The 21,317-nt window shown below is 68.4% G+C and carries 25 protein-coding genes; 13 read left to right on the top strand and 12 right to left on the bottom strand.

The genetic code is table 11. The features are described from left to right. Positions 1–13 precede the first annotated feature (13 nt). The 5 genes from AC3EF3_RS17230 to AC3EF3_RS17210 form a co-directional block, all read right to left on the bottom strand. Positions 14–1,435, bottom strand: a complete 1,422-nt coding sequence (locus AC3EF3_RS17230; RefSeq protein WP_488533370.1) for an efflux transporter outer membrane subunit — start codon at positions 1,433–1,435, stop codon at positions 14–16. A 10-nt stretch (positions 1,436–1,445) separates the two neighbouring features. Continuing rightward, positions 1,446–1,757: a hypothetical protein gene (locus AC3EF3_RS17225; protein ID WP_488533369.1), complete on the bottom strand. Its 312-nt coding sequence runs from the start codon at positions 1,755–1,757 to the stop codon at positions 1,446–1,448. After that, positions 1,754–1,993, bottom strand: coding sequence for a hypothetical protein (locus AC3EF3_RS17220; protein ID WP_488533368.1), 240 nt, complete (start codon positions 1,991–1,993; stop codon positions 1,754–1,756). The genes AC3EF3_RS17225 and AC3EF3_RS17220 overlap by 4 nt, the downstream gene beginning before the upstream one ends. 70 nt (positions 1,994–2,063) lie before the next feature. After that, positions 2,064–3,710, bottom strand: a complete 1,647-nt coding sequence (locus tag AC3EF3_RS17215; RefSeq protein WP_488533367.1) for a fatty acid--CoA ligase — start codon at positions 3,708–3,710, stop codon at positions 2,064–2,066. Then, a complete protein-coding gene (locus AC3EF3_RS17210; RefSeq protein WP_488533366.1) occupies positions 3,707–4,504 on the bottom strand; it encodes a metallophosphoesterase family protein in 798 nt (265 codons plus the stop codon). Before AC3EF3_RS17210 ends, AC3EF3_RS17215 begins: the two co-directional genes overlap by 4 nt. A 187-nt stretch (positions 4,505–4,691) precedes the next feature. Here AC3EF3_RS17210 and AC3EF3_RS17205 point away from each other — a divergent pair, with 187 nt between their 5' ends. The 12 genes from AC3EF3_RS17205 to AC3EF3_RS17150 all read left to right on the top strand — a co-directional run bounded on the left by AC3EF3_RS17205 (position 4,692) and on the right by AC3EF3_RS17150 (position 15,615). Further along, the gene (locus tag AC3EF3_RS17205) at positions 4,692–7,562 is read left to right on the top strand and encodes an ATP-binding protein (protein WP_488533365.1); all 2,871 of its coding nucleotides are present in this window, start codon (positions 4,692–4,694) and stop codon (positions 7,560–7,562) included. Positions 7,563–7,627: 65 nt separating this feature from the next. Beyond that, positions 7,628–8,164, top strand: a complete 537-nt coding sequence (locus AC3EF3_RS17200; protein WP_488533364.1) for a glycine zipper 2TM domain-containing protein — start codon at positions 7,628–7,630, stop codon at positions 8,162–8,164. 2 nt (positions 8,165–8,166) lie between these two features. Continuing rightward, positions 8,167–8,901: an MlaA family lipoprotein gene (locus tag AC3EF3_RS17195; RefSeq protein WP_488533363.1), complete on the top strand. Its 735-nt coding sequence runs from the start codon at positions 8,167–8,169 to the stop codon at positions 8,899–8,901. 51 nt (positions 8,902–8,952) lie between these two features. Continuing rightward, positions 8,953–9,573 carry a TetR/AcrR family transcriptional regulator gene (locus AC3EF3_RS17190; RefSeq protein WP_488533362.1) on the top strand — a complete coding sequence of 207 codons (621 nt, stop codon included), beginning with the start codon at positions 8,953–8,955 and terminating at the stop codon, positions 9,571–9,573. A gap of 12 nt (positions 9,574–9,585) precedes the next feature. Beyond that, the gene (locus tag AC3EF3_RS17185) at positions 9,586–10,350 is read left to right on the top strand and encodes an NAD(P)-dependent oxidoreductase (protein WP_488533361.1); all 765 of its coding nucleotides are present in this window, start codon (positions 9,586–9,588) and stop codon (positions 10,348–10,350) included. Next, the gene (locus tag AC3EF3_RS17180) at positions 10,347–11,057 is read left to right on the top strand and encodes a Crp/Fnr family transcriptional regulator (RefSeq protein ID WP_488533360.1); all 711 of its coding nucleotides are present in this window, start codon (positions 10,347–10,349) and stop codon (positions 11,055–11,057) included. Before AC3EF3_RS17185 ends, AC3EF3_RS17180 begins: the two co-directional genes overlap by 4 nt. A 155-nt stretch (positions 11,058–11,212) precedes the next feature. Further along, positions 11,213–11,809 (top strand): hypothetical protein, encoded by a 597-nt coding sequence (locus AC3EF3_RS17175; protein WP_488533359.1) that lies wholly within the window; start codon positions 11,213–11,215, stop codon positions 11,807–11,809. 1 nt (position 11,810) lies between these two features. Beyond that, positions 11,811–12,398: a GTP-binding protein gene (locus AC3EF3_RS17170; protein ID WP_488533358.1), complete on the top strand. Its 588-nt coding sequence runs from the start codon at positions 11,811–11,813 to the stop codon at positions 12,396–12,398. Further along, a complete protein-coding gene (locus AC3EF3_RS17165) occupies positions 12,395–13,690 on the top strand; it encodes a phosphatase domain-containing putative toxin (protein WP_488533357.1) in 1,296 nt (431 codons plus the stop codon). Before AC3EF3_RS17170 ends, AC3EF3_RS17165 begins: the two co-directional genes overlap by 4 nt. Further along, positions 13,687–14,085, top strand: a complete 399-nt coding sequence (locus AC3EF3_RS17160; protein ID WP_488533356.1) for a roadblock/LC7 domain-containing protein — start codon at positions 13,687–13,689, stop codon at positions 14,083–14,085. Before AC3EF3_RS17165 ends, AC3EF3_RS17160 begins: the two co-directional genes overlap by 4 nt. After that, on the top strand, positions 14,082–14,921 hold the full coding sequence (locus AC3EF3_RS17155; protein ID WP_488533355.1) for a roadblock/LC7 domain-containing protein: 840 nt from the start codon (positions 14,082–14,084) through the stop codon (positions 14,919–14,921). The genes AC3EF3_RS17160 and AC3EF3_RS17155 overlap by 4 nt, the downstream gene beginning before the upstream one ends. A 49-nt stretch (positions 14,922–14,970) precedes the next feature. Then, positions 14,971–15,615, top strand: coding sequence for a TetR/AcrR family transcriptional regulator (locus AC3EF3_RS17150; RefSeq protein ID WP_488533354.1), 645 nt, complete (start codon positions 14,971–14,973; stop codon positions 15,613–15,615). Between the two features lie 94 nt (positions 15,616–15,709). Here AC3EF3_RS17150 and AC3EF3_RS17145 read toward each other — a convergent pair whose 3' ends face one another. From AC3EF3_RS17145 to AC3EF3_RS17130, 4 genes are all read right to left on the bottom strand, one after another. Continuing rightward, positions 15,710–16,036: an EthD family reductase gene (locus tag AC3EF3_RS17145; RefSeq protein ID WP_488533353.1), complete on the bottom strand. Its 327-nt coding sequence runs from the start codon at positions 16,034–16,036 to the stop codon at positions 15,710–15,712. A gap of 78 nt (positions 16,037–16,114) precedes the next feature. Next, the gene (locus AC3EF3_RS17140) at positions 16,115–16,336 is read right to left on the bottom strand and encodes a hypothetical protein (protein WP_488533352.1); all 222 of its coding nucleotides are present in this window, start codon (positions 16,334–16,336) and stop codon (positions 16,115–16,117) included. 35 nt (positions 16,337–16,371) lie between these two features. After that, on the bottom strand, positions 16,372–17,610 hold the full coding sequence (locus tag AC3EF3_RS17135; RefSeq protein WP_488533351.1) for an ATP-binding protein: 1,239 nt from the start codon (positions 17,608–17,610) through the stop codon (positions 16,372–16,374). A 124-nt stretch (positions 17,611–17,734) separates the two neighbouring features. Next, on the bottom strand, positions 17,735–18,322 hold the full coding sequence (locus AC3EF3_RS17130) for a YdeI/OmpD-associated family protein (RefSeq protein ID WP_488533350.1): 588 nt from the start codon (positions 18,320–18,322) through the stop codon (positions 17,735–17,737). Between the two features lie 128 nt (positions 18,323–18,450). Here AC3EF3_RS17130 and AC3EF3_RS17125 point away from each other — a divergent pair, with 128 nt between their 5' ends. Continuing rightward, a complete protein-coding gene (locus AC3EF3_RS17125) occupies positions 18,451–19,122 on the top strand; it encodes a Type 1 glutamine amidotransferase-like domain-containing protein (RefSeq protein ID WP_488533349.1) in 672 nt (223 codons plus the stop codon). Between the two features lie 27 nt (positions 19,123–19,149). Here the strand turns inward: AC3EF3_RS17125 and AC3EF3_RS17120 are convergent, their stop codons facing one another. From AC3EF3_RS17120 to AC3EF3_RS17110, 3 genes are read right to left on the bottom strand one after another with little or no spacing between them, the layout of a single operon-like run. Then, entirely contained in the window at positions 19,150–19,692 is a 543-nt protein-coding gene (locus AC3EF3_RS17120) for a DinB family protein (protein WP_488533348.1), read from the bottom strand. 7 nt (positions 19,693–19,699) lie between these two features. Then, on the bottom strand, positions 19,700–20,023 hold the full coding sequence (locus AC3EF3_RS17115) for a DUF1840 domain-containing protein (RefSeq protein ID WP_488533347.1): 324 nt from the start codon (positions 20,021–20,023) through the stop codon (positions 19,700–19,702). Between the two features lie 2 nt (positions 20,024–20,025). Next, positions 20,026–21,297: a class I SAM-dependent methyltransferase gene (locus AC3EF3_RS17110; protein ID WP_488533346.1), complete on the bottom strand. Its 1,272-nt coding sequence runs from the start codon at positions 21,295–21,297 to the stop codon at positions 20,026–20,028. Between the last annotated feature and the right edge of the window lie 20 nt (positions 21,298–21,317).

The raw sequence follows: 21,317 nt of genomic DNA, 5'->3' as shown, positions 1-21,317 counted from the left end.
TCCTCGTCGGCAATCAATGGGTTTGGGAATGGGGTTCGAAGTCCTGCCAGCCGCCGCCGAGCGCCTTGAACAGGCGCACGCTGGCGAGCTGCAGTTGGGTCTCGCTCTCGTTGGCGCCGAGGCGAACGGCCAGGCGCGTGCGCTGCGCGTCCAGCAGCGGCAAGAGATCGATCTGTCCGCGGTCGTACAACGATTGCGCGCGGCCGAGCGCCGAGTCGGCCGACGCGGCAGCCAGGCGCAGCGAGTCGGCGCGCTGGCGTTCGTCCTGCAGGGTGACCAGCGAGTTCTCGACATCCTCGAGCGCGCGAACGATGCCGTCCTCGTAGCGCGCGAGCGCTTCGCGCTGGTTGGCTTCGGCGACCTCGTTGATCGCCTTCGTGCGGCCCGCATTGAAGATCGGCATCGTCAGCAGCGCCGAGGCGTTGGTGAAGCGTGCCTGGCCGATGTTCGTGCCGTTCAGCTCCAGCGAGTCGCGGCCGAACATCGCGCCGAGGAACAGGCGGGGGAACCATTCGGCGGCGGCCTGCTGACGGCGGAAGTTGGAGGCTTCGAGCTGCGCCTTCAGCGCGAGCAGGTCGGGCCGGCGCTCGAGCAGGGATGCGGGTTGGCCTGCGCGCGCCGGCGGCACGACGACGTCACCGTTCCGAGGCACGATCGTCGCCGCATTGGCCGCCTGGTCGCCGATCAGCACCGCGATGCGATGGCGCGAGACCGCGGCCAGCGTCTGCAGCGGCGGGATCGCGGCGTCGGCCTGCAGCGCCGCGGTCAGGGCCCGCTCGACGTCGAACGGCGTGGCCAGGCCCGCGCGCTGGCGCGCCTGCACGAGGCGCAAGGACTCGTGCTGCGCGGCGGCGATCGCGCGCACCGTCTCGAGCTGCCGCTGCGCGCCGATGAGCGTGAAGTAGTTCGTCGCGACGTCGCTCACGACGAGCAGTCGCACGCCCCGCGCGCTGTCGGCCGCGGCTTCCGCCTCGGCCTTCGCTGCGGCCGCACCCGCGCGCACGCGGCCCGTGATGTCGACCTCCCACGACACGTCCAGGCCGATGCCCTCGCGCCGCACGTCCGGGCTTTGTGCCTTGAACGCGGGGCTTCGGCCCGTGTCGCTGTACTGGCCCAGCCCCGATACGCCTACGGTGGGCAGCAGCGCCGAGCGGCTGATGGTCTCGCCGGCACGCGCCGCACGCACGCGCTCCAGCGCCATCTTCACGTCGCGGTTCTCGCTCGCGGCGCGGCGCACGAGCTGCGACAGGACGGGGTCGTCGAAGCTGTCCCACCACGCGACCTCGGGTTCCTGTTGAGCGGTGTCGGTCACAGAGGCGAAGTTCGCCGGAATGTCGACGGAGGACTGCAGTCGTGGCGTGGAGCAGCCGGCGAGCATCAATGCGATCGCGCCGGCGAGCGCCGTCGCGACAAGGGGAGAAGGTTTGCATCTCATGGGTGGTTCCTCAAATGCGGTCGCGCGCCGCAAACGCGCTTTCGGGTGCGCACGCGATGAACGCCTGCATCGGCAGCAAGTCGAGGGCAACGCGTTGGAGCGCGGCTTCGTGCCGGGCGGCTGCATCCAGCGTCGGCCAGGCGGGCGGACTCTCGAGCGGCGCGTCGGGCGTCCGCCCCTCGTCGGCGGGCTCGCCATCGGCTTGCGGCACGAACAGGAAGCACGTGTCCGAATCACCTTCGTCCGCGGGCAAGGTGACTGGCTCCTGCGCGTGCGCGAGCAGCGCCACCGGCAGGAGTGAGCACAGGAAAAGCTTCTTCATGGGATTTCCTTCGGGGGCAGATCGGCTGGGGATTCGGGGGAGCCGGGTAGCGCAGTGCCCGCGTGGCTGGAGAGCCACCCGAGCAACTCGTCGCTGCTGGTGAAATCGATGCTGTCGCCGCTCGACACGTGCTCGATCCGCCCGGCCAGGCGGCCGGCCTGGGGCAGCGCGTCACGGTGAAGCCGCAGCACGTAGCGGCCGGCGGCGGGGTAGATCGGATGGGGGTTCAGGATCATGTTCGGCAGTGTGGGCAAACGGGCCGTGCAAGTCGTCCTGCGGCGGTCCCGATTCGGTCCCGGTTCGGTCTCATGCGCTCAGCGCGCGGGCGCACTGCTCGCGTAGCACCCGCTTGTTGGGCTTGCCCACACTTGTCTTTGCGATCGCGTCGACGACCAGCACGTGTTCCGGGACGGCGTATTTCGAGATCCGCCCGGCACGCACGAACGCTTCGAGGTGATCGCGGATGCCTTCGGTGTCCACGCTCTGTCCGGCGCGCGGCACGACGAAGGCAACGGGCCGCTCGCCCCAGCGCGTGTCGGCGATACCCACGACCGCGACTTCGCCGACGGCTGGATGGCGCGAAACGAGGTCCTCGATCTCCAGCGAGGACACCCATTCGCCGCCCGTCTTGATCACGTCCTTCAGGCGGTCCGTGATGCGCAGGTATCCCTGCTCGTCGATGCAGGCCACGTCGTTGGTGTGCAGCCAGCCGCCGCGCCACAGCCGCTCCGATTGTTCGGGATCGTCGACGTAGCCCGCGGTCAGCCACGGGGCTCGCACGACCACCTCGCCGACGGACTTGCCGTCGTGCGGCAGCTCGCGCATCTGTTCGTCCATGATGCGCAGGTCCGCCAACGGGATCGGCATGCCCGCGAACGTGCGCACTTCGAGCGCGCGTTCGGCATTCGCGGCCAGCGGCGTCTTGACCTGCGCGACGGCGAGCACCGGGCAGGTCTCGGACATGCCGTAGCCCGCGAACACGTCGATGCCACGCTCGACGGCCATGCGCGCAAGCCCCTGGGGTAGCGCCGACCCGCCGACGATCACCTTCAGGCCTCGCAGGTCCACATCGGCCGACGCCGGGTGCGTGAGCAGCATGTGAAGCAGCGTCGGCACACCGTGCGAGACCGTGACCTTTTCGCGCCGGATGAGCGCAAGGAGCGCGTCCGGCGCGTAGCGTCCGGGATAGACCTGCTTCAGGCCCATCAGCGTCGCGACGTACGGCATGCCCCAGGCGTGCACGTGGAACATCGGCGTCATCGGCATGTACACGTCGTCGCGATGGACATGTCCCTGGCTGGGCGCGCTGCCGAGCATCGCCATCGCGGCCAGCGTGTGGAGCACGAGCTGCCGGTGGCTGAACGACACGCCCTTCGGCAGTCCCGTCGTGCCCGTCGTGTAGAACGTGGTGGCCGTCGAGTTCTCGTCCCAGTCGGGGAATTCGAAATCGGGCGCGGCCGAGTCCATCAGGCGCTCGTATTCGTCGACGAAACCGCGCGGGACTTCCAGCGCCGCGCCGTCGGCGATCAGGACGAAGGTGTCCACCGTTTCGAGCTGCGGCATCAACTGCGTGACGACCGGCAGGAAATCGGCGTGCACGAGCAGCGTCCTCGCGCCCGAGTGGTTGAGCGTGTAGGCGATCTGCTCCGGCGACAGGCGTACGTTCACCGTCATCAGGACGGCGCCCATCATCGGGACCGCGAAGTACGCCTCGAGGTAGCGATGGCTGTCCCAGTCCATCACGGCCACGGTTTCACCGGCCTGCACGCCCATGCGGTGCAGGCTCGTGGCCAGGCGCCCGATGCGCTCGCGAAACTCGCGGTACGTATAGCGATGGGCGTCGCGGTAGACGATCTCCTGTCCGGGGTTGGTCGCCAGGGGGGTCAGGAGCAACTGTTTCAGCAGCAACGACGAGGTCTCGTGCTGCGCGATGGAGTGAGGTTTGGACGTCATGGACCGCAGTCTCGGCAGAGTGCCTGCTGCAGTCGTCCCGTGGCGGTCCCGAATCGGTCCCGGATCGGTATCGCCGTGCGCCCGCGAATACTCAGTTCCCGCAACGTCGTGCCCGTGTCCACCGGCACGACGTTGCCGGAGAGGGACCGTGGCGCGTGTCCGACGAACACGCGATCCACTCCGCGAACGGTGATGCCATGCGCAAGCTCGCGTTCGGCGAGTACGCAAGAAATGGTGGCTTCACTCCGGCTCTCGAGCGCCGAGACCAGCTCGAGCCAATGCGCGTGCCCAGGCGGCAGCGAATGGACGATGCCCGCAGTGCCTGTTCGCGTCGGAATCTCCAGCATCAGCGGCAGAGTCCGCAGGGCATCCTGGGCCGCAGCCAGCTGCCGGTCCGACAGCTTCGCCGCCCAGGCGAATGCCCCGCCGGGAAGCTTCGCGATCATCCGGATTTCCACCGGATCGAGCTGCGCGAACTCATGATCGCGGCGGCTGCGTACCGCGTGCACGAAAGGTACTGCCAGGAACTCGCATGCCGGCAGCGGACCGCATGCGGGATCGACCAGGTCGCCGACGCAGATCAGGCGGTCGCTCGCTTCGTCGAAGTCGATTCGATGCATGGCCTGGGCCAAGGCGTCGAACCTGCCCCGGACGGGGCCGGCCAGGAAATCCCGCCCGCGCGGGTTCGGCGGCAGGCGGCCGACCAGGCGGTCAGCCAGGACACTGCCGTATTCACCGTCTGGCCCGAGCGGTGCACCGAGCAGTTGGGGAATCGATCGTGCAGAGATGTTCATGCGTTTGACGTGTTGACGCCGACAACGAGCGTCGATGACCGCTCGCCGCTGGCAAAATGGCCGATGTCACAAGGCGGAATCGAATGAGGTTTGAGCATCACGGACGCCAGTCTCGGCATGGCACGCCTGCAAGTCGTCCCGTGGCGGTCCCGGTTCGGTCCGCGTCCGGTCTCGGTCGCGCGGCGATATGACCGGAACCGATCAGCTTCGCGCCCGCTTCGGCCCGTTCCGGCTGGACGAAGCCGAGGCCTTGCTCGAGCGTGACGGCCAGGCCGTCGAAATCCCGCCACGCGCTTTCCAGGTGCTGTGCGAACTCGCGCGACGGCCGGGCCAGCTCGTGACCAAGGACGCGCTGCTCGACGCGGTGTGGGGCCACCGGTACATCAACGAGTCCGCGCTCAAGAACATCGTGAGCCAGCTGCGGCAGGCGCTGGGCGACGACGCGCGCGAGTCGCAGTTCATCGAGACCGCGCCGCGCCGCGGCTACCGCTTCATCGCGCCGCTGGGCGAGACGGCCGTGCGCGCCGCGACGGTCGAAGCCCCGGAGGCGGCAAGGCCCGCGAACCAGGATCAGGAGCAAGGGGTCGTCGTCGGCCGCAGCCACGCCCTCGCCCGGCTGGACTCGGCCTGGGCAGCCGCGCGGCGCGGCCAGCGGCAACTCGTGTTCGTGCTCGGCGATGCCGGCGTCGGCAAGAGCACCCTGATCGAACGCTTCGTGGCCGAATCGGGCGCGCGTGTCGCGTTCGGGCAGTGCATCGAGCACTACGGCAGCGGCGAGCCCTACATGCCGGTCCTCGAAGCGTTGAACGCCCTGTGCCGCAGCACGGGCGGCGACGTCGTGGTGAATGCGATGCGCGAGGTCGCCCCCACGTGGCTGCTGCAGATGCCATGGTTCGTCAGCGACGAGGACCGGCGCACTCTCCAGCGCGAAGCAGCCGGCGCGACGCAGGACCGCATGCTGCGCGAGTTCGGCGAGCTGGTCGACCGCCTGCCAGCGGACTGGCCGGTGCTGGTCGTGCTGGAGGACCTGCACTGGAGCGACCACGCGACGGTACAGCTGCTCGGCTACCTGGCGCACCGCCGCGGGCCGGCGCCCTTCATGGTGCTCGGCACCCTGCGTCCGACGGAGCTGGTCCTCGAGGAACATCCCCTCGCGGGATTGAGGCAGCAGTTGCGCGCGCGACGCCTGATCGTCGATATCGACCTCGAGTCCCTGTCCGAGGCCGACATCGGCACCTACCTCGCCGCGCGGTTCGGGGCCGGAGTGCCGGACGGTTTCGTGCGGTCACTGCACGCGCACACGTCGGGTCTGCCGCTGTTCGTCGTCAATGTGGTCGACGAACTGGAGAACTCGGGCCTGCTGCGGCGTGAGGCCGGTGGCTGGCGCTTTCCCGAAGCGAACGCGCTGCCGGTGCCGCGCAGCGTGCGGGACCTGATCGAAACGCAGATTGCCCGCCTGCCGCCGGAGCACCAGCGCATGCTCGGGGCCGCGAGCGTGAGCGGCGTGGAGTTCCTCCACGTACCGCTCGCGGACGTGCTGGGCCTGGCGGCGGATTCGTTGCTCCCGATGCTGGACGGCACGGCACGGCGCGTCCCCTGGTTGCGTGCCGCGGGCGCGAAATCCCTGGTCGACGGCCGCATCGCCTCTCGTTATACGTTCGGCCACTCGATGTACCGGCAGGTCCTGTACGAACGGCTGGCAGCGGCGCAGCGGCTGCAATGGCACCGGCAATGGGCGGCTGCACTCGCTTCGGCCTACGGCGCGGCCAGCGGCGAAATCGCCGCGGAACTTGCGTTGCATTTCGAACGCGGCGAGCTCGCGCCGGCCGCTGCGGAGCAACTCGCCATCGTGTCGGCACGCGCGCTGGAACGCGGTGCAGCCTACGAGTCGGTCGCGGCGGCACGTCGTGCGCTCGAGCTCGCCAGCGGGCGGCTGCCGAAGGCGCAGGAGCTCGAACTGCGCGTGCTCGAAGGTGTTGCGCTGACGCGGCTGCACGTCGTGGCGGATCCGGAAGTCACCGCTGCCTTCGATCGCGCGCTCGCCTTGCGCGCCGAGGGCGCGCCGGCATGGCCGCGCGCGTTGCAAGGCGCCTGGTGGGGCTACTACGCGCGCGGCGAGATCGGGCAGGCGCGGTCGCTCGCGATGCAGATGCTCGCGCTGGCCGTCCCCGGCGATGCGGGGCTGCGCCTGGCCGCGCACAACGCCATGGGCCTGGTGCACATGCTGGTCGGCGACCTCGCGCCGGCGCGCGCCGAGCTCGAGGCAGCGCTCGAGATCCATGCACGGGAAGGCATGTCCCTGCCGCCCACGCAATTCGTCCAGGCCCCGCAGGTGGAGGCCACCTGCGCGCTCGCCCTCGTCTGCTGGCTCGGTGGCGAGCCGCGGCGCGCGCGCGAACTGGCGCGCCAGGCGGCCGAGCTTGCCGCGGCCGACCGGCACGCGTTGAGCGAAGTCACCGCGCTGTCGACCGGCGCGATCCTGCACGCGCTCGCGCGCGAGTTCGACACGGTCCTGGAGCTCACGCAGCGGCTGTCCGGCGTGATCGAGGAACACGCCTTGCCCACGGTGCCGACCGATTTCGCGTGGCTGCACGGGCGCGCCATGGTGGCGCGTGGTCAAGTCGAGGAAGGACTGCAGCTGATGCGAGCGGCCGCGGCCAGCGCCGAGAAGGTCGGCATGCGCTTCGGGCTGTGTGGCTACCACACGCACCATGTATCGGCCTGCCTTGCGGCCGGTCTCGCCGACGAGGCCCGCGCGTCGGCCGATGCCGGCATCGCACTCGCCGAGCGCCTCGGTGGCCACCTCGTGCTGCCGTCACTGCTGCGCCAGCGTGCGGAAATGCTGACCGAGGACGGTGACCACGAAGGCGCCGCCGCCGCCCTCCAGCGGGCGATCGTCACGGCCCGCACGACCGGCTCCGCGTATTTCGAATTGCTCGCGCTGGCGACCGCGCAGCGGCTGCACAGCCCGCTGGCCGATCGCGCGCGGTTTGCCGAACTGCTCGCGTTGTACGAAGGCGATCCCGCTCCGCACCTCGCCGAGGTGCGCAGGGCCTGAGCGCCGGTACCGAACCGGGACCGAAACGGGACGACTGCCGCGTGCGCCGCCGGGACACTGGCGGCATGAAAAGAATTTCTCCTCTCCTCCTGCTGGCCGCCGCGGCCGGTCCCTCACTCGCCCAGGCGGGTGCACCCACCGGATCGACCCTCGTCGAGAGCGCGCACGTGCGTTCGTCCACGCCGGTCTATTCCGAAGTGCAGGTGCCACGCACGGAATGCACGACGCAAACCGTGGCGGCGGAAAGGCCTGCTCCAGACTCGAAGCCGAACATGCTCGGCGCCGGCATCGGCGCGGTGGCCGGTGGCCTGCTCGGCCACACCGTGGGCGGCGGCAACGGCCGGGCCGCGACGACGGCCGTGGGCGCCGTCGCGGGCGCGCTGGTCGGTAACGAGCTTGCGAACCGCAGTGCGACCACCCAATCTCCGCAGGCGCCGGCCGAAGTGAGGGACTGCAAGACGGTGCATGAGACGCAAACGCGGCTGATGGGCTATCGCGTGCGCTACGAATACGGCGGCCGCGAATTCGAGGCCATGGTGCGCGACAGCCCCGGCAAGACGATCCCGGTGCGCGTGTCGGTGGTGCCGGTGGACGCGCGGTGATCATGGACCACCGCCACTCGCATCTCGCAGGGTTCGCGCTCGCGGGCGCCTTGTTGCTGGCCGGCGCCGGCGCGGCCCATGCCGAGAGTCACGATCCTCTGGAGCCGGTCAATCGCGGCGTGAACCAGTTCAACTACAACGCCGACAAGGTCACGCTCAGGCCAGCCGCCCAGGCGTACGAGAAGGGCGTGCCGGCCGTGGTGCGCACGGGCGTGTCGAATTTCTTCGGCAATCTCGGGGATGCCTGGTCGGCGGTGAACAGCTTGCTGCAACTCAAGGTGCCCGAGGCCGCACAGGATGCGACACGGTTCGCGTTCAACACGGTGTTTGGTCTGGGCGGCGTGCTCGACATCGCCGGCGAAGGCGGCCTGGAGCGACACAAAGCGGATTTCGGCACGACGCTCGCGCATTGGGGCGTGCCGGCCGGCCCGTATATCGAGCTGCCCGTGCTCGGACCGTCGACGCTGCGCGACGCGCTCGCGCTGCCTGTCGACCTGGCCGGCAATCCTGTCAAGTACGTCTCTCCCGCGGTGGACCGGAATGCGCTGCTCGCAGCACGCGCCGTCGATACACGCGCCCGGGTCCTGCCCATCGAGCCGATGTTGGACTCGGCGATGGACCGCTACACGCTCACTCGGGACATGTACCTGCAGCACCGGCAGGCCGAGGTCTCGAATGGGGCAGAAGCCGACATCCAGTCTGACGTCCAGTCCGCGGACCCGCCGCAGGGCCCGTGACATATGGTCAAATAGCGGCTCATTTGTACACTTGTGTTCAATGTCATCCCCATGTCATCCCATCGTCTGCGTTCCTCCCATCGACGCATCCACTCCGCCGCGATCAAGCTTTTCGCCGAGACAGGCGCCACGCAACTGGCCGTCAGTGAACTCGCCGCCGCCGCCGGCGTGGCGCGCGGCACGATCTACAACAACTTCAGCGACGGGAGCGGGCTGTTCGACGAGGTCGCCGGCCGGCTGGTGATGGAGATGAGTGAGCGCATGGCGCTCGTGTTCGCGACGGTGGACGACCCCGCCGAACGCCTGGCGTACGGCGTGCGCTGGTACGCCCAGCGCGCGCACGAGGAGCCGGACTGGGGCCGTTTCGTCACGCGGTTCGCCTACAGCTGTGCGCCGCTGCGGCGCATGTGGGAAGGCGGGCCTGGAGAGAACCTGAGGCTCGGGATCGACAAGCGGCGTTATGCGCTGCGGCGCGGACAGATGCGCGCTGCGCTCGGCATGGTGGTCGGCGGCGTGCTCAGCGGGATGGCCGCGGTGCTCGACGGCGATGCCACGTGGCGCGTGGCGGGCTGCGACACCGCCGAATTGCTGTTGGCAGGTCTCGGCGTGGAACGCAGGGAAGCGCGCGCCATCGCGGTGCTGCCGCTGCCTGCGTTGCCTCCGCTTTCTTGAAGGAACCCCACCATGTCCCGAATTGCCCTGCTGGGCGCGACCGGATCGCTCGGCTCCCATGTGGCTCGTCTGGCCGTCGAGACGGATCACGAGTTGTCCGTTTTCGTTCGCACCCCCTCCAAGCTCGCACCGAAGGTTGCGTCGGCCGCGGACATCAGTACCGGCGACCTGTTGCTGGCGCCGAAGGCGCAGCTTGCCCAGTTCATCGCCGATCATGACGCGTTGATCAGCTGTGCCGGCCTGGTGAGCGAGGGCGTGCTCTTCGTCGACCTTGTCGATCGCGTCGTGTCGGCGGTCGAAGCCCTGCCCACTCACCGGCAACCCAAGGTGTGCTGGTTCCTCGCCGGTGCGGGCCTGCTCGACATCGATGCGTCGTGGCGGTGCGGTATCGATTTGCCCAAAGTCGGCAGGACGTACTGGCCGCACAGGGACAACTTCATCCGTCTGCAGCATTCGATGATCAACTGGCGACTGCTTTGTCCGGGGCCCATGGTTCCGGGCGAGCCGGTCGGGCTCGAGCGACTTCGTGTGTCGATCGACCACCTTCCCACACCCATGCCAGGCTGGACCGTTCACCTGCCCGGCGCGCTCGTGCTGCCATTCTTCGCCGCGCGCATTCCCGAGATGATCATCCCGTACGCGGATGCCGCTGCCTTCATGCTGGCCAACCTCGCGCCGGAAGGACCGATGGTGCGCAAGCGCATCGGACTCGCACTGCCGGCGGGCATGAAGGGAACCAAGAAGCACTGGGTCGCGCAGCCGAGCGCGCGATCGTGACGCCGGGCGGCGTTCACTGCTCCGCCTGCGCGACGTTTCCCCGTTGCATCGTCGGCGAGATCGGCCCAGGTGCCGCAAGCAAGCTGAAGCCGCACATCGTTTCGACAAGGCTCCACCGGGGCGACCTGCTGTCCGAGGAAGGCTCGACGTCCGAGGCGACGCGGTCGATCAAACTGGGCAATGCCTTCGTCATGCGCCGCGGAACCACCGGCGAGTTCAAACCGGTGGCCATCATCGGCCGCGGCGCGCCGGTCGCGCTGCTCGGTTTTTTCGGCCTGCGCAACCAGACAACGGTCATCGCGGCCGGGCCGGTCCTCGTCTGCGACGTTCCGCACAAGCGCGTGCGGGAATGCGCGCTCGCGGAACCTGCGATCGATCGCCGGCTGATCGAGCTCGCGGCGCGGGCCACCGGCAACATCGCCGACTGGTCCGCTGGCGTACGTGAGACCGGTGCCGTCAACCAGCTCGCCCATGTCCTTCTCCTGCTTCAACGCAGCGAAGGCAGCGCGGTCGTCGAGCTTCCGCAGCACCAGGACATCGCCGACCTGCTCGGCGCACGGCGCGAGACGATCGCTCGCGCGTTTTCGGCGCTCGAAACGGAAGGCGCCCTGCGTCGCATCGGTGGGCGCCGGTACGAACTCGCGGCCGAGCGCCTGGGCGAACGGCTCGGCCATTTCGCACAGTCGCCTGGCTCCGCCCGCGACTGAGGCCTGCGCACTCGCGTGCGCGATCCGTCACTTTCGGTGCGGATTCGCGCTTTCGCGGCGGCTTCTTCTATGAAACCCTTGATACATCCGCTTGCACCAAGCGGTCATTGAGGTTAACGGAAGAAGGCGCAATGGGGGCAATGCCAGGTTCATTGATGCGGCTGCTCGACGGTGTCGTGCGGGGCGGCCTGCCGTCGATCCTCGTGGTCGATGGGCGGGGCACCGTTTCAGTCTATCCGCAGCAGCACTGCTACGTGACGGACGTGCAGGACTGGGACGGCGTCTACGGCGCCTCGTGCGACGACATCCAGGTGCGGCCTTCGACGTGGGGGTCACCACCCGATGACGCGCAGCCGCTGGAAGAATTGCAATGGCGGCTGGCCTACCACGACGCGCAGCGGGACGGCAATCTCGACGGACACGCGCTTTTGCACCTGAAATCCTGGCCGAACCTCACGCGGCTTCCACAGGAACTTGTCGTGCCCGTCACGCGCGTCTGCGCGCTGCTGTGGCGCAAGCCGACGGTCGGCTACCTCGTCGCGCGCGTGCTCGACCTCCCGGCCGACCAGGTGGCAAATGTCTTGCGCGTCCTGCAGAGGTTCGGGCACGTCACGTGTCCGGCGGTGATCGCAGCGGGTGCAACCGCAAGCGCCGCACTATCAGAGGATGCCGAGCCGCCGGCGGCGCCGGCCGGTGCCGCAACGATCGCTTCGCGCTTCCTGCAGCGCTTGCTGCGCCTTCAGGCCGCCTGATATGGAGTGGGCCATCCTGTTCGCCGGCCCCGTCGGCGCCGGCAAGACGCAAGCCATCCGCACGGCGAGCGACATCGACGTCGTCGCGACGGAAGCGGCCGCGACCGACGAGACGGCGCTCCTGAAGCGCCACACCACGGTCGCCATGGACATGGGGGTGATGAGCCTGGACGCGGGCGATCGCATCCGCCTGCTCGGCGCCCCGGGGCAGGACCGTTTCGATTTCATGTGGGACATCCTCCTGGAGCAGGCGCGCGGCCTCGTGCTGCTCATCGATCACAGCCGCCCCAGCGCGTTGGAGGACCTGCGCTTCTACGCCAACCGGCTCGTGCCGGGCGAGTCTTCGCGCTGGGTGCCCTGGATCGTGGGAGTGACGCACATCGATGAGTCGGGGAGCGCCGACCTGCGCGCCTATCGCGATTTGCTCGACGCGTCGCCCCGCCCCGCGGGCATCGGCCCCGTGCCGGTGCTGGAGGTCGACGCGCGCGATCGCCGCGATGTGCGCACGTTGCTGCTCGGGCTGGCCGCCATGCTCGATGTCGCGCAACGGATTCCCCTGCGCGGGGTCGCGTGCGGCACGGCCCGATGACCCCGCCGCCGGTCCTCGAGCTGCGCGGGTTCGGCGTGGCTTACGGCGCGCGCGTCGTGCTCGACGCCGTCGACCTCGACGTGCCCGCCAGCGGGTGCACCGTGCTGCTGGGCCCCAGCGGCACGGGCAAGTCCACGCTGCTGCGCACGATCGCTGGCCACAACGCCGCGAACCCCGAGGTGCGGACATGGGGCAGCTGCCGCTACGCCGCAGCGGCATGCGAAGGTGATCACCGGCCCTCGCTGGTCGCGCAGAACTCGCGCCTGCTCGTCTCGAACGTGCTGGAAAACCTCGTCTTCCGTTTGCCGGGGCGCAGCGCGCTCACGCGACGCAGGCAGATCGATGCCGTGAAGCCGCTGGTCGAGGAATGCGGTCAGCTGGGGCTGCTCGAGGAATTGAATACGCCGGTCGTCGAAAGGCCGCTCGCGCAGCAGCGCGCGATCGCGATCCTGCGCGAAGCGATCGCCGCGCCCGAGTTGCTCCTGGTCGATGAACCCACGGCCGGTCTCGCACCGGCGGAAGCGCAGGGGCTCGTCCAGCTGATCGGGGCCCTGTCGCGCAAGCGTGCGCTTCTGGTCGTGCTGCACAACCTGCAGGAGGCCCGGCAACTCGCGAGCCATATCGCGCTGATCGCGGGCGGCCGGCTGCAGGAATCCGGCGAGCCGCGCGCGTTCTTCGAGCATCCCAGCTCGGAGAGCGGGCGCCTGTTTCTCGCGACGGGGTCGTGTCCGGAGCCCGCGCGCATCTCCGTGCCGCAGGGGGAAGCGCCCGGATCCGCTCCGAGTGCGGCCTGTGGCCCGCGCGGTTTCGCCTGGCTGCTGCCCGGGCGTCTTGCCGGCACGCCCTGGCCCGGCCTCATTCACGGGGTCGACTACGACCTGCAACTGCTCTGCGGCGTCGGTGTGACGCAGCTCGTGTCGCTCACCGAAGAACGTTTCGATCCCGGCTGGGCTGCCGCACACGGGATCGGCTGCCGCGCCTATCCGATGCCCGACATGCACGCGCCTAGCATGCCGCAGGCGCTGGCGATGTGCCGTGAGATCGACGCGATGCTCGCCGCGGGCGAAGTCGTCGCGGTGCATTGCCGTGCCGGCATGGGGCGCACCGGCACCGTGCTCGCCGCCTATTGGCTGTGGCGCGCCGCGGGAAGCCTCGACGCCCTGCGGGCACTCGAGGACGTGCGCCGCATCGAAGCGGGCTGGGTGCAATCGCCCGCGCAGGTGCGCTTTCTCGAGGAGTTCGCGCGGCACCTCGCAGCCGGCGCCATCGGAACAACGAGAGAGACGCGATGACCCCGCAGATCGACGACGCCTGGGCGCACCGTGCACGCGGATTGTTGCGCACCCTGCACGCCACGTCCGACTGCGTGCGCTCCAGCGGCGTATTCACCTACGACGGCTTGATTCAGGCGTGCGTGCTGGCGCCGGGCGTCGACGGCGACCGCTTCGGCGCGATGTGCGCGTCGCTGCTGGCGCTGTCGTCGCGGGCCGCGAAAGAAGTGGAACGCGGTCCGCTGCGGCAGGTGATCCTCGACGGCGAACTGGGCCCCATGCTGCTCACGCGCGCGGGAGACGCCGGCTGTCTCGCGGTCGCCGCCGACCCGACCCGAACGCTGGGCAAGTTGATCCTGGACACGCGCCACACGGCCGCCGCGATTGCCGCGCTCGGGCCGAGGGCTGCGCCATGAGTGACTGGCTGGATGTATCGCTCGCATCGACGCACGCGCATTGTCCCGGCCTGCTCGGCGCCCTCGTCGCGACGAAGGAGGGACTGCCTCTTGCGTCGACCGGCGCCCTCGCGGGCGACGCTCCCGCAGCCGCGTCCCTGCAGGTGGTGGACAGCGTCGACGGCGCGCTCGCGCCGGCCGGCGCGGGCTGCACCGAGGTGCTGGTCTGGACACCGGCGGCCCTGTGGGGCATCGCCCGCCTGCCCTCGCGGCACGTGCTGATGCTCCACGCATCGCCCGAATGCAGGGCGGCGCAGCTGCGCCTCGCCCTCGGCCGGCTGCGCCTCGACCTGGGCGGCCCGCTAGCGAATCTCGCCGGCGAAGCCGGCCCGCCACAGTCGCCGGAGGCGGTTCCATCCGGCAGCGATTCCAACGATGAAAGAGGAAATCACATGAGCAATCTGGACAACATGCTGCAGAAGGCGGTCACCGCGGTGCCCGACTGTGTTGCGGCCGGCTACGTCGATCTGGGCTCGGGCATGCTCCTGGGGATCAAGTCGGTCGACTCGCATCCGCGCGAAGTGATCGAGCTGCTCGCGGCGGCGACCACGGACCTGTTCCAGGGATCGAACGTCGTCGCGATCGAGAAGATGTTCCGATCCGCACGCGGCGTGGCCGAGGACGGCAAACACTACTTCCAGGAGATCATCGTCAACAGCGACAACCTGATCCATGTGTTCCTGCGCGGGCGCAAGCAGCAGCAGATCGCGACCTTCGTGTGCCGCAAGGGCGCGAACCTGGGGATGGTGCTGACCAAGGCGCGCATGCTGATGCCGGAACTGGAATCCGCGCTCTGATCGACGGGGGAAGGTAGCCAACGCGCACGCCGCGGCGTAATCTCGGCCCATGAAGCCGATCCAGGAAGCGACGACGCGCGCGCTGCTGCTGCGCTGCGCCGTTCGCGTTGCCGCGGCGCACACGGTGAACGACGAAGCGGTCGCGCGCGTGATCGCGATGGCGGAAGTCGCACCCGCCGATTTCCGCGATCAGTTCGGCAGTCCCGATGCACTCTGGCAGGCAGCCGCCGACAGCCTGAGCAACGAATTCATCGCGATCATCGAGTCCACCTCAGGCGATTTCGTCGATCCCGCCAAACGCATTGCCGGCGGCGTGCGGATGTACCTGCACCTCGCTCGCGAGTGCTCCGTGTTCGCGAAAATCGTCGCGCATCGCGGCATCGATGTCGCCGGTGCAGCGAGCCTCATCCACAGCCACCTTCCGGGTCATATTGCTTCGGGAACGCACTCGGCGCGTTTCGCCGATGCGCCGACGGAAGCGGCGATCGACCTCATCGCCGGCGCGACACTCGCCGCACTGACACGCATCGCCAGCGGCACGGCGCCGGCCGACCACCCCGAAAACGTGGCGCTCGCGATCCTCAAAGGCCTCGGTGTTCCGGGCTTGCAGGCCAGGCGGCTGGTCAAGACCGAATTGCCATCGTTCCAGCCCGCCATCGGCGGCATGCTGGAACTGGCCTGCTCGCTTCACTGACAGAGGCGCCCGCGAGACGTCGCGGCGCCGTCCTTAACGGCTGCTTCTGGCCGAAAGCAGGCGCCCGGGTGTCGTCAGACTCGATCCGGTGCGCTCAACGATCCGACCGCTCGACGATGACCTCGCTCAACTGGGCCACCGGCACGATGTCGGTGTAGTTGGCGATGTCGCCCCGTATCTCGGCGCTGTGCTCCTGGCTGGCGGCCAGGTAGGCTTCGGCCGAATCACAGTAGAACGCGCACATCGCCACGAACGCGGGCGGTGTACCGGGCGCCCTGCCGGACAGGCCTTTTTCGACGGTGTAGTAGGCGCAGGCGCTGCCCAGCCTCGCCTTCACCATCGGCATGTGCCGGTCGCGGTAGTAGGCGTGGTCGAAACGCGCGCCCTCGGTGTACGGGTACATCACGGTGACCTTGATCATGCGGTTTTCCTTGCCATTGCCGTCCTCGCCCACTGCGCCTGGAAAGAACCAGTCACCCAGCGCACGCACGGCTCGCGGTTATCTGACTCCGCCCGCCTGGGCCGCCTTGACTGCATCCAGGACCTGCACGAACAGCTCATCGCACTCCACCCGCAGCGATTCAAGCCTGGCCTTCAGTTCCACGGGCTCCTGGCCTTTGCCATGGGCGAAATCGTCGAGCGCCGCTTCCAGGGCTTTGCTGGTGTCCTGCAGGAGCTGCCGCCTGTCGCGCCAGGCACCGAAGGCCTGCTCGACGCGCATGTTCAGTGGGTGCATCGGGTGCGGAGCATACTCAACTAGACCGGTGACGACAACGCCGACTGACCAGCGCGCGTCGCGGCCGTGGTACCCGACGCTGCCTGCTGCGTGGTTCGTGTGCCGGACGCACGCCGCGGGAGGCGAACGGTGAAGGTCGTTCCTGCGTCTTCTGCGGATTCGACTCCGACATCGCCGCCGTGGGCGCGGGCGATTTCCCTCACGATGTAAAGGCCCAGGCCCAGGCCCAGGCCCGACGAGCCCTCGTCCCTGTCCGTCGACTGCATCGCGGGCCGCATGGTCGGATCGAACAGGCTGGGCATGGCCTCGGGAGCGATCGGCGGCCCCTCGTTGTGCACCTCGAGGCGGACTTCCTGCCCGGCCCCGACGAGCCCGATCGTGATTGCACCGTTCTCCTTTCCGTGCTGTATGGCATTCGCGACGAGATTGGAGACGAGCTGGCCCAGCCTGTGCGCGTCCCATTCACCGCCAAGATCGCCCTCGCAGTGCACGCGCAGCACGTGCTCCGGCTGGAACGCTTCGAGCTCGTCGACCACCTGCCGGCAGACTCGCCCGAAGTCGGCGGCGGCCGGCTCGATCGGCAGACCGCCCCCCAGCCGCGTGCGCGTGAAGTCGAGCAAGTCCTGGACCATCTCGCGCATACGCCTGGTACTCGACTGGATGCGAGCTGCGGCCTCGGTCTGCGCCTGCGTCAGTCCTTTCGAGCGCAGCAAGTATTCCGTCGACAGGCGCGCCGCGCTGAGTGGGGTGCGCAGATCGTGCCCCAGCACGTCCAGCAGCAAGTTGCGCGATTCCTCGACCCGTTCGACATACGAGGCGGTCGACTCGCCGATCGCCTGGTCGATGGCCTCGTTGAACCGGACCAGTTCCTCGAGCGTGTCCATGTCCGCGCCCCGCAGCCGATCGGTCCATCTGCGCAGCACGCTGGCTCGCAGGGCACGGTACTCGGCCAACATCTCGTTGAGCGAAAAGCCCTGGCGGAAGCGCTGGTCGGCGTCCCTTCGGGCCATCTGCGTGAGTTTCGGCGCGTTCTCCGGGCGATTGCCTCGTGACTTTTCGTGCTGTTCGCCGCCGCTCTGCGCGCTGTCCATGTCCTGCGCGATCGCCCGCAGCAGCACCTTGGCCGCGCCACGCAGGTCCTCGGGCGGCAACTCCCTGGCCGGCGGCAGATTCGTCTGCGCGAACTCCGCCCATTCTTCGACAATCTCGTCGACATTTCGCCGGATGAAGCCGGCGAGGCAGGTTTGTCGAGGGTTCATGCCGCGCACTCCACATCCAAGAATATGCGCAGTCCGGGCAGGTGTACAGGCCGGCAGGCTCAGGCTGATGCATACGCCGATGCGACCTCGAGGCTGCCGGCAAACTCATCCGGAGAGCGCGCTTTCAGCCGTGGATCTTCTCGCCTCGGGCCAGCATCTCCACCAGCGCTTCAATCCGCCTCGAACGCGTCTCCGGTCGCTTCGCAGTCTGAATCCGCCACAGGACGGCATAGCGGTTCGCGCCATCCAGCTGAGCGAAGAAGCTTCGGGCCTCGGGCCGTGCATCGAGGGCTGTCTGCAGGTCGGGCGGCACGACTGCCGTCCGTGCACCGTCGTAAGCCGCGTGCCATCGCCCGTAGCCTTTGGCCCGGACGATCTCCGCGATTCCACTGGGCTGCATCCGACCCGATTGGATCAAGGCCTCCGCTTTTTCGCGATTGGCCTTCGACCACAGGCTGCCCGCACGCCTGGGCGTGAAGCGCTGCAGCCAGTGCTGCTCGTCAAGACCCTTCTTCTGCCCGTCGATCCACCCGTAGCAAAGCGCGATTTCCACGGCCTGTGGATAGGTGACCGTCGGTTCCTCGGCACCAGCCTTGGCAATCAGTAGCCAGACGCCACCGGAAGATGCATGGTTCTTGCGCAGCCAGGCCTCGAACGCGCGGGCGGTCGCAAAGCGAAGTGGCTCCGGCTTCGAGACCGTTCCATCAGCCATGACCGCAGTGTACGTATCGCAGTTGGGCGGGAGAAAGTCGTCCTTCCATGTCGAGAACCTGGGCCGCCGTTCGTCGTGAGCGGGAGGCGCGCCCATCCGGGCCGCACGCCCCTTTGAAAGGACCACCGATGAAACTCCTGCTGACTTCCGCGGGTGTCAAGAACGCAGGCATTCACAAGGCGCTGCTCGAGTTGCTGGGCAAACCGATCGCCGAATGCGATGCGCTTTGCATCCCCACGGCCGGTTACGGCCATCCGCGCGGATCGCCGGCCGGTGCGTGGCGTTTCGTCAGCGGCCGGGAGCCGCGATGCCCGATGGTCGAACTCGGGTGGAAATCCCTGGGCCTGCTCGAGCTCACGGCGCTGCCGCACATCTCCCGGGAGCGATGGACGACGTGGGTGCGCAGCGCCGACATACTGCTGGTCAACGGCGGTGACGCTGTTTTCCTGGCCCATTGGATGCGGCAATCCGGCTTGGCCGACCTGTTGCCGTCGCTGCGCGACAAGGTCTGGATGGGACTGAGCGCCGGAAGCATGGCGCTGACACCGCGCGTGGGCGACGCCTTCGTGGAAATGAAGCCCTCCATCACCGGCGATGACAGGGGCCTGGGCATCGTCGACTTCTCCATCTTCCCTCATCTGGACTTCCCGGACTTTCCGGAGAACGCCATGCCTTATGCGGAGCGTTGGGCCGCAGGGCTGGGAAACCCGTCTTACGCGATCGACGACCAGACCGCGATCCAGGTCGTGAACGGCACGGTCAAGGTGATCTCCGAAGGGAACTGGAGATACTTTGGCTGACGCCGGCGTGAATCGCTGCTTTCGATCCTAGGCGAGCGCGACGATGTCCGTCAGGCCCATGTCGATGCCCGCCTGCGAGAGCAGCGTCGTGATTTGGCCGCGATGGTGCGTCTGGTGATTGAACAAGTGGGTCATCGCCTGCCAGGCGGCGTGCTCGCGGGGCGCGCCTTTGGTGTTGGTGTACCGGATGGTCCGCATCGGGAAATCCTGCGGCATGTCACGCACCCACGCCTCCACCGCGATGTCGAGCGCGCGTCGAGCTGTCCGCAGCTGCGCCCAATCCTCGTGAATGATGGTGTCGTGGACCGCTCCTAGCGGCAGCTCCAGCAGCTCGGGAGCCAGCGCGGGAAAGGCAACTCCCTGCGCGGCGAAGCGCCGCAGCCACAGTCGATCAGCCCACAGAAGGTGATTCAGCGAACCGGCAATGGACCGGAAGAACGCCCCGCGATCGCGACGTCGCTCCGCATCCGGAAGCCGCTCGCAGGCGTCGTAGAGGCGTTCGTTGAACCAGCGGTTGTACCTGGCGAGGAGCCGGTAATTCGAGAGGAAGGCGTCGTCACACTTGTCCATGCTGCGATCACACGCCCCAGACGATTTCCTTTTTTTCCCTCTCGCAGCGCTTCAGCATGTCGATGAACGGCAGCGCGCGCTGGCGCAGCGAAACGCCCTCGAAGCGCGGCGCTACCTGTCCCTTGGCGATGGCTTCCTCGACCGCGGCTTTCTGCTCGATCTCCTCCTGCGCGATCGCCTTCTCGAGCGCGGCGATCGCGCCGGGCATCTCCTCGGGCAGGATGATGCCCTTGGCGCCCGGGTCCTTGCCGATGATCTCCAGCACGCGCCGGCCATTGGGCTGCAGCATGATCAGGTCGCCCGCGGCCTTCGATTTGAACTTGTAGAGCATTGCTAGCGCTGGTCGCGGTACATGTACTCGCGGTTGAAGGGGTAGCTCGATTGTGCGCCGTGCAGGTTGCCGGACTCGAGCTGGCCGTCGGGCCGGATCGCCAGCACCTGGTGCAGGCTGATCCAGCCGCGCTCGAAACTCATGGCGCAGCCGGCCAGGTACAGGCGATAGGCCCGCAGCACCTTGCCCGCGTCGCGCGCCACGCCGGTCGTTTCCAGCACGCGCTGGGCCTCGCCGAGCCGGTCTTCCAGCGCGTCCGACCAGGCCCACAGCGTGCGCGCGTAGTGCGGGCGCAGGTTCTCGACATCGACCATCTCCAGGCCGCTGACCGCGAGCTCGCGCAGCACGTGGCTCACGTGCAGCAGCTCGCCGCCCGGGAAGATGTACTTCTCGATGAAGTTGCCCATGCCGGCACCGAGCTGCCCCGGTTCGAGGTTGCCGGAGGTGATGCCATGGTTCATCGCGAGGCCGCCGGGTTTCAGCAGCGAGCGCATCTTGGCGAAGTAGGCCACCATGTTCGCCTGGCCGACATGCTCGAACATGCCGACCGACGCGATCTTGTCGAAGCTGCCGTTGCCTTCCAGGTCGCGGTAGTCGCGCAGCTCCATCCGCACGCGCCCCTTGAGCCCCTTGTCCTCGATCAGCCGGTTCACGTGGGCGTGCTGGTTCTTCGAGAGGGTGATGCCGGTCGCATCGACGCCGTAGTTCTCGGCGGCCCACAGCAGCAGGCCGCCCCAGCCGGCACCGATGTCCAGGAACTTCTCGCCCGGCTGCAGCATGAGCTTGCGGCAGATGTGGTCGAGCTTGGCTTCCTGCGCCTCGCCGAGCGGCATCTGCACGTCGCGGTAGTACGCGCAGGAATAGACGCGGCGCGGATCCAGCCAGAGCGCGTAGAAGTCGTCGGAGACGTCGTAATGGAACTGGATCTGCTGCGCGTCCTTCTGCGGCGTGTGCAGCGCCAGCGACTTCGCGCGCCGCATCATCTGGGTCCACCAGCCGGTGTCGCTGTTGACGGGCTCGCCGGGCAGCAGCTGCGCGGCGACGGCCATGACGTCGCGCATGCGGCCCTCGAGCTGCACGCGGTCCTCGACGATGTCCTCGGCAATGCGGCCGATCTGCCCGGCCGCGAGCGTCGCCATGCTCGACCAGTCGTTGAACGTGAGCGTGACGGCCGGGGCGGCTGAGCCCACGCGCTGGCCGCCCGGCAGCTTGAACGCGACCGGCACGGACAGTTCGGCCAGCTGCGATTCGATCTTGCGCACCAAAGGTTCCATGGTTCCTTTCCGGCAAAAAG

The organism is Ramlibacter sp. GS1-15, assembly GCF_057785015.1.
Note: the sequence above shows the minus strand (reverse complement) of the source record. Positions and strands in the feature narration are given on the sequence as shown.

Coding starts and splice junctions, on each gene's coding strand:
- AC3EF3_RS17230 (WP_488533370.1), bottom strand. CDS start 1,435: ATGAGATGCAAACCTTCTCCCCTTGTCGCGACGGCGCTCGCCGGCGCG.
- AC3EF3_RS17225 (WP_488533369.1), bottom strand. CDS start 1,757: ATGAAGAAGCTTTTCCTGTGCTCACTCCTGCCGGTGGCGCTGCTCGCG.
- AC3EF3_RS17220 (WP_488533368.1), bottom strand. CDS start 1,993: ATGATCCTGAACCCCCATCCGATCTACCCCGCCGCCGGCCGCTACGTG.
- AC3EF3_RS17215 (WP_488533367.1), bottom strand. CDS start 3,710: ATGACGTCCAAACCTCACTCCATCGCGCAGCACGAGACCTCGTCGTTG.
- AC3EF3_RS17210 (WP_488533366.1), bottom strand. CDS start 4,504: ATGAACATCTCTGCACGATCGATTCCCCAACTGCTCGGTGCACCGCTC.
- AC3EF3_RS17205 (WP_488533365.1), top strand. CDS start 4,692: ATGACCGGAACCGATCAGCTTCGCGCCCGCTTCGGCCCGTTCCGGCTG.
- AC3EF3_RS17200 (WP_488533364.1), top strand. CDS start 7,628: ATGAAAAGAATTTCTCCTCTCCTCCTGCTGGCCGCCGCGGCCGGTCCC.
- AC3EF3_RS17195 (WP_488533363.1), top strand. CDS start 8,167: ATGGACCACCGCCACTCGCATCTCGCAGGGTTCGCGCTCGCGGGCGCC.
- AC3EF3_RS17190 (WP_488533362.1), top strand. CDS start 8,953: ATGTCATCCCATCGTCTGCGTTCCTCCCATCGACGCATCCACTCCGCC.
- AC3EF3_RS17185 (WP_488533361.1), top strand. CDS start 9,586: ATGTCCCGAATTGCCCTGCTGGGCGCGACCGGATCGCTCGGCTCCCAT.
- AC3EF3_RS17175 (WP_488533359.1), top strand. CDS start 11,213: ATGCGGCTGCTCGACGGTGTCGTGCGGGGCGGCCTGCCGTCGATCCTC.
- AC3EF3_RS17170 (WP_488533358.1), top strand. CDS start 11,811: ATGGAGTGGGCCATCCTGTTCGCCGGCCCCGTCGGCGCCGGCAAGACG.
- AC3EF3_RS17165 (WP_488533357.1), top strand. CDS start 12,395: ATGACCCCGCCGCCGGTCCTCGAGCTGCGCGGGTTCGGCGTGGCTTAC.
- AC3EF3_RS17160 (WP_488533356.1), top strand. CDS start 13,687: ATGACCCCGCAGATCGACGACGCCTGGGCGCACCGTGCACGCGGATTG.
- AC3EF3_RS17155 (WP_488533355.1), top strand. CDS start 14,082: ATGAGTGACTGGCTGGATGTATCGCTCGCATCGACGCACGCGCATTGT.
- AC3EF3_RS17150 (WP_488533354.1), top strand. CDS start 14,971: ATGAAGCCGATCCAGGAAGCGACGACGCGCGCGCTGCTGCTGCGCTGC.
- AC3EF3_RS17145 (WP_488533353.1), bottom strand. CDS start 16,036: ATGATCAAGGTCACCGTGATGTACCCGTACACCGAGGGCGCGCGTTTC.
- AC3EF3_RS17140 (WP_488533352.1), bottom strand. CDS start 16,336: ATGCGCGTCGAGCAGGCCTTCGGTGCCTGGCGCGACAGGCGGCAGCTC.
- AC3EF3_RS17135 (WP_488533351.1), bottom strand. CDS start 17,610: ATGAACCCTCGACAAACCTGCCTCGCCGGCTTCATCCGGCGAAATGTC.
- AC3EF3_RS17130 (WP_488533350.1), bottom strand. CDS start 18,322: ATGGCTGATGGAACGGTCTCGAAGCCGGAGCCACTTCGCTTTGCGACC.
- AC3EF3_RS17125 (WP_488533349.1), top strand. CDS start 18,451: ATGAAACTCCTGCTGACTTCCGCGGGTGTCAAGAACGCAGGCATTCAC.
- AC3EF3_RS17120 (WP_488533348.1), bottom strand. CDS start 19,692: ATGGACAAGTGTGACGACGCCTTCCTCTCGAATTACCGGCTCCTCGCC.
- AC3EF3_RS17115 (WP_488533347.1), bottom strand. CDS start 20,023: ATGCTCTACAAGTTCAAATCGAAGGCCGCGGGCGACCTGATCATGCTG.
- AC3EF3_RS17110 (WP_488533346.1), bottom strand. CDS start 21,297: ATGGAACCTTTGGTGCGCAAGATCGAATCGCAGCTGGCCGAACTGTCC.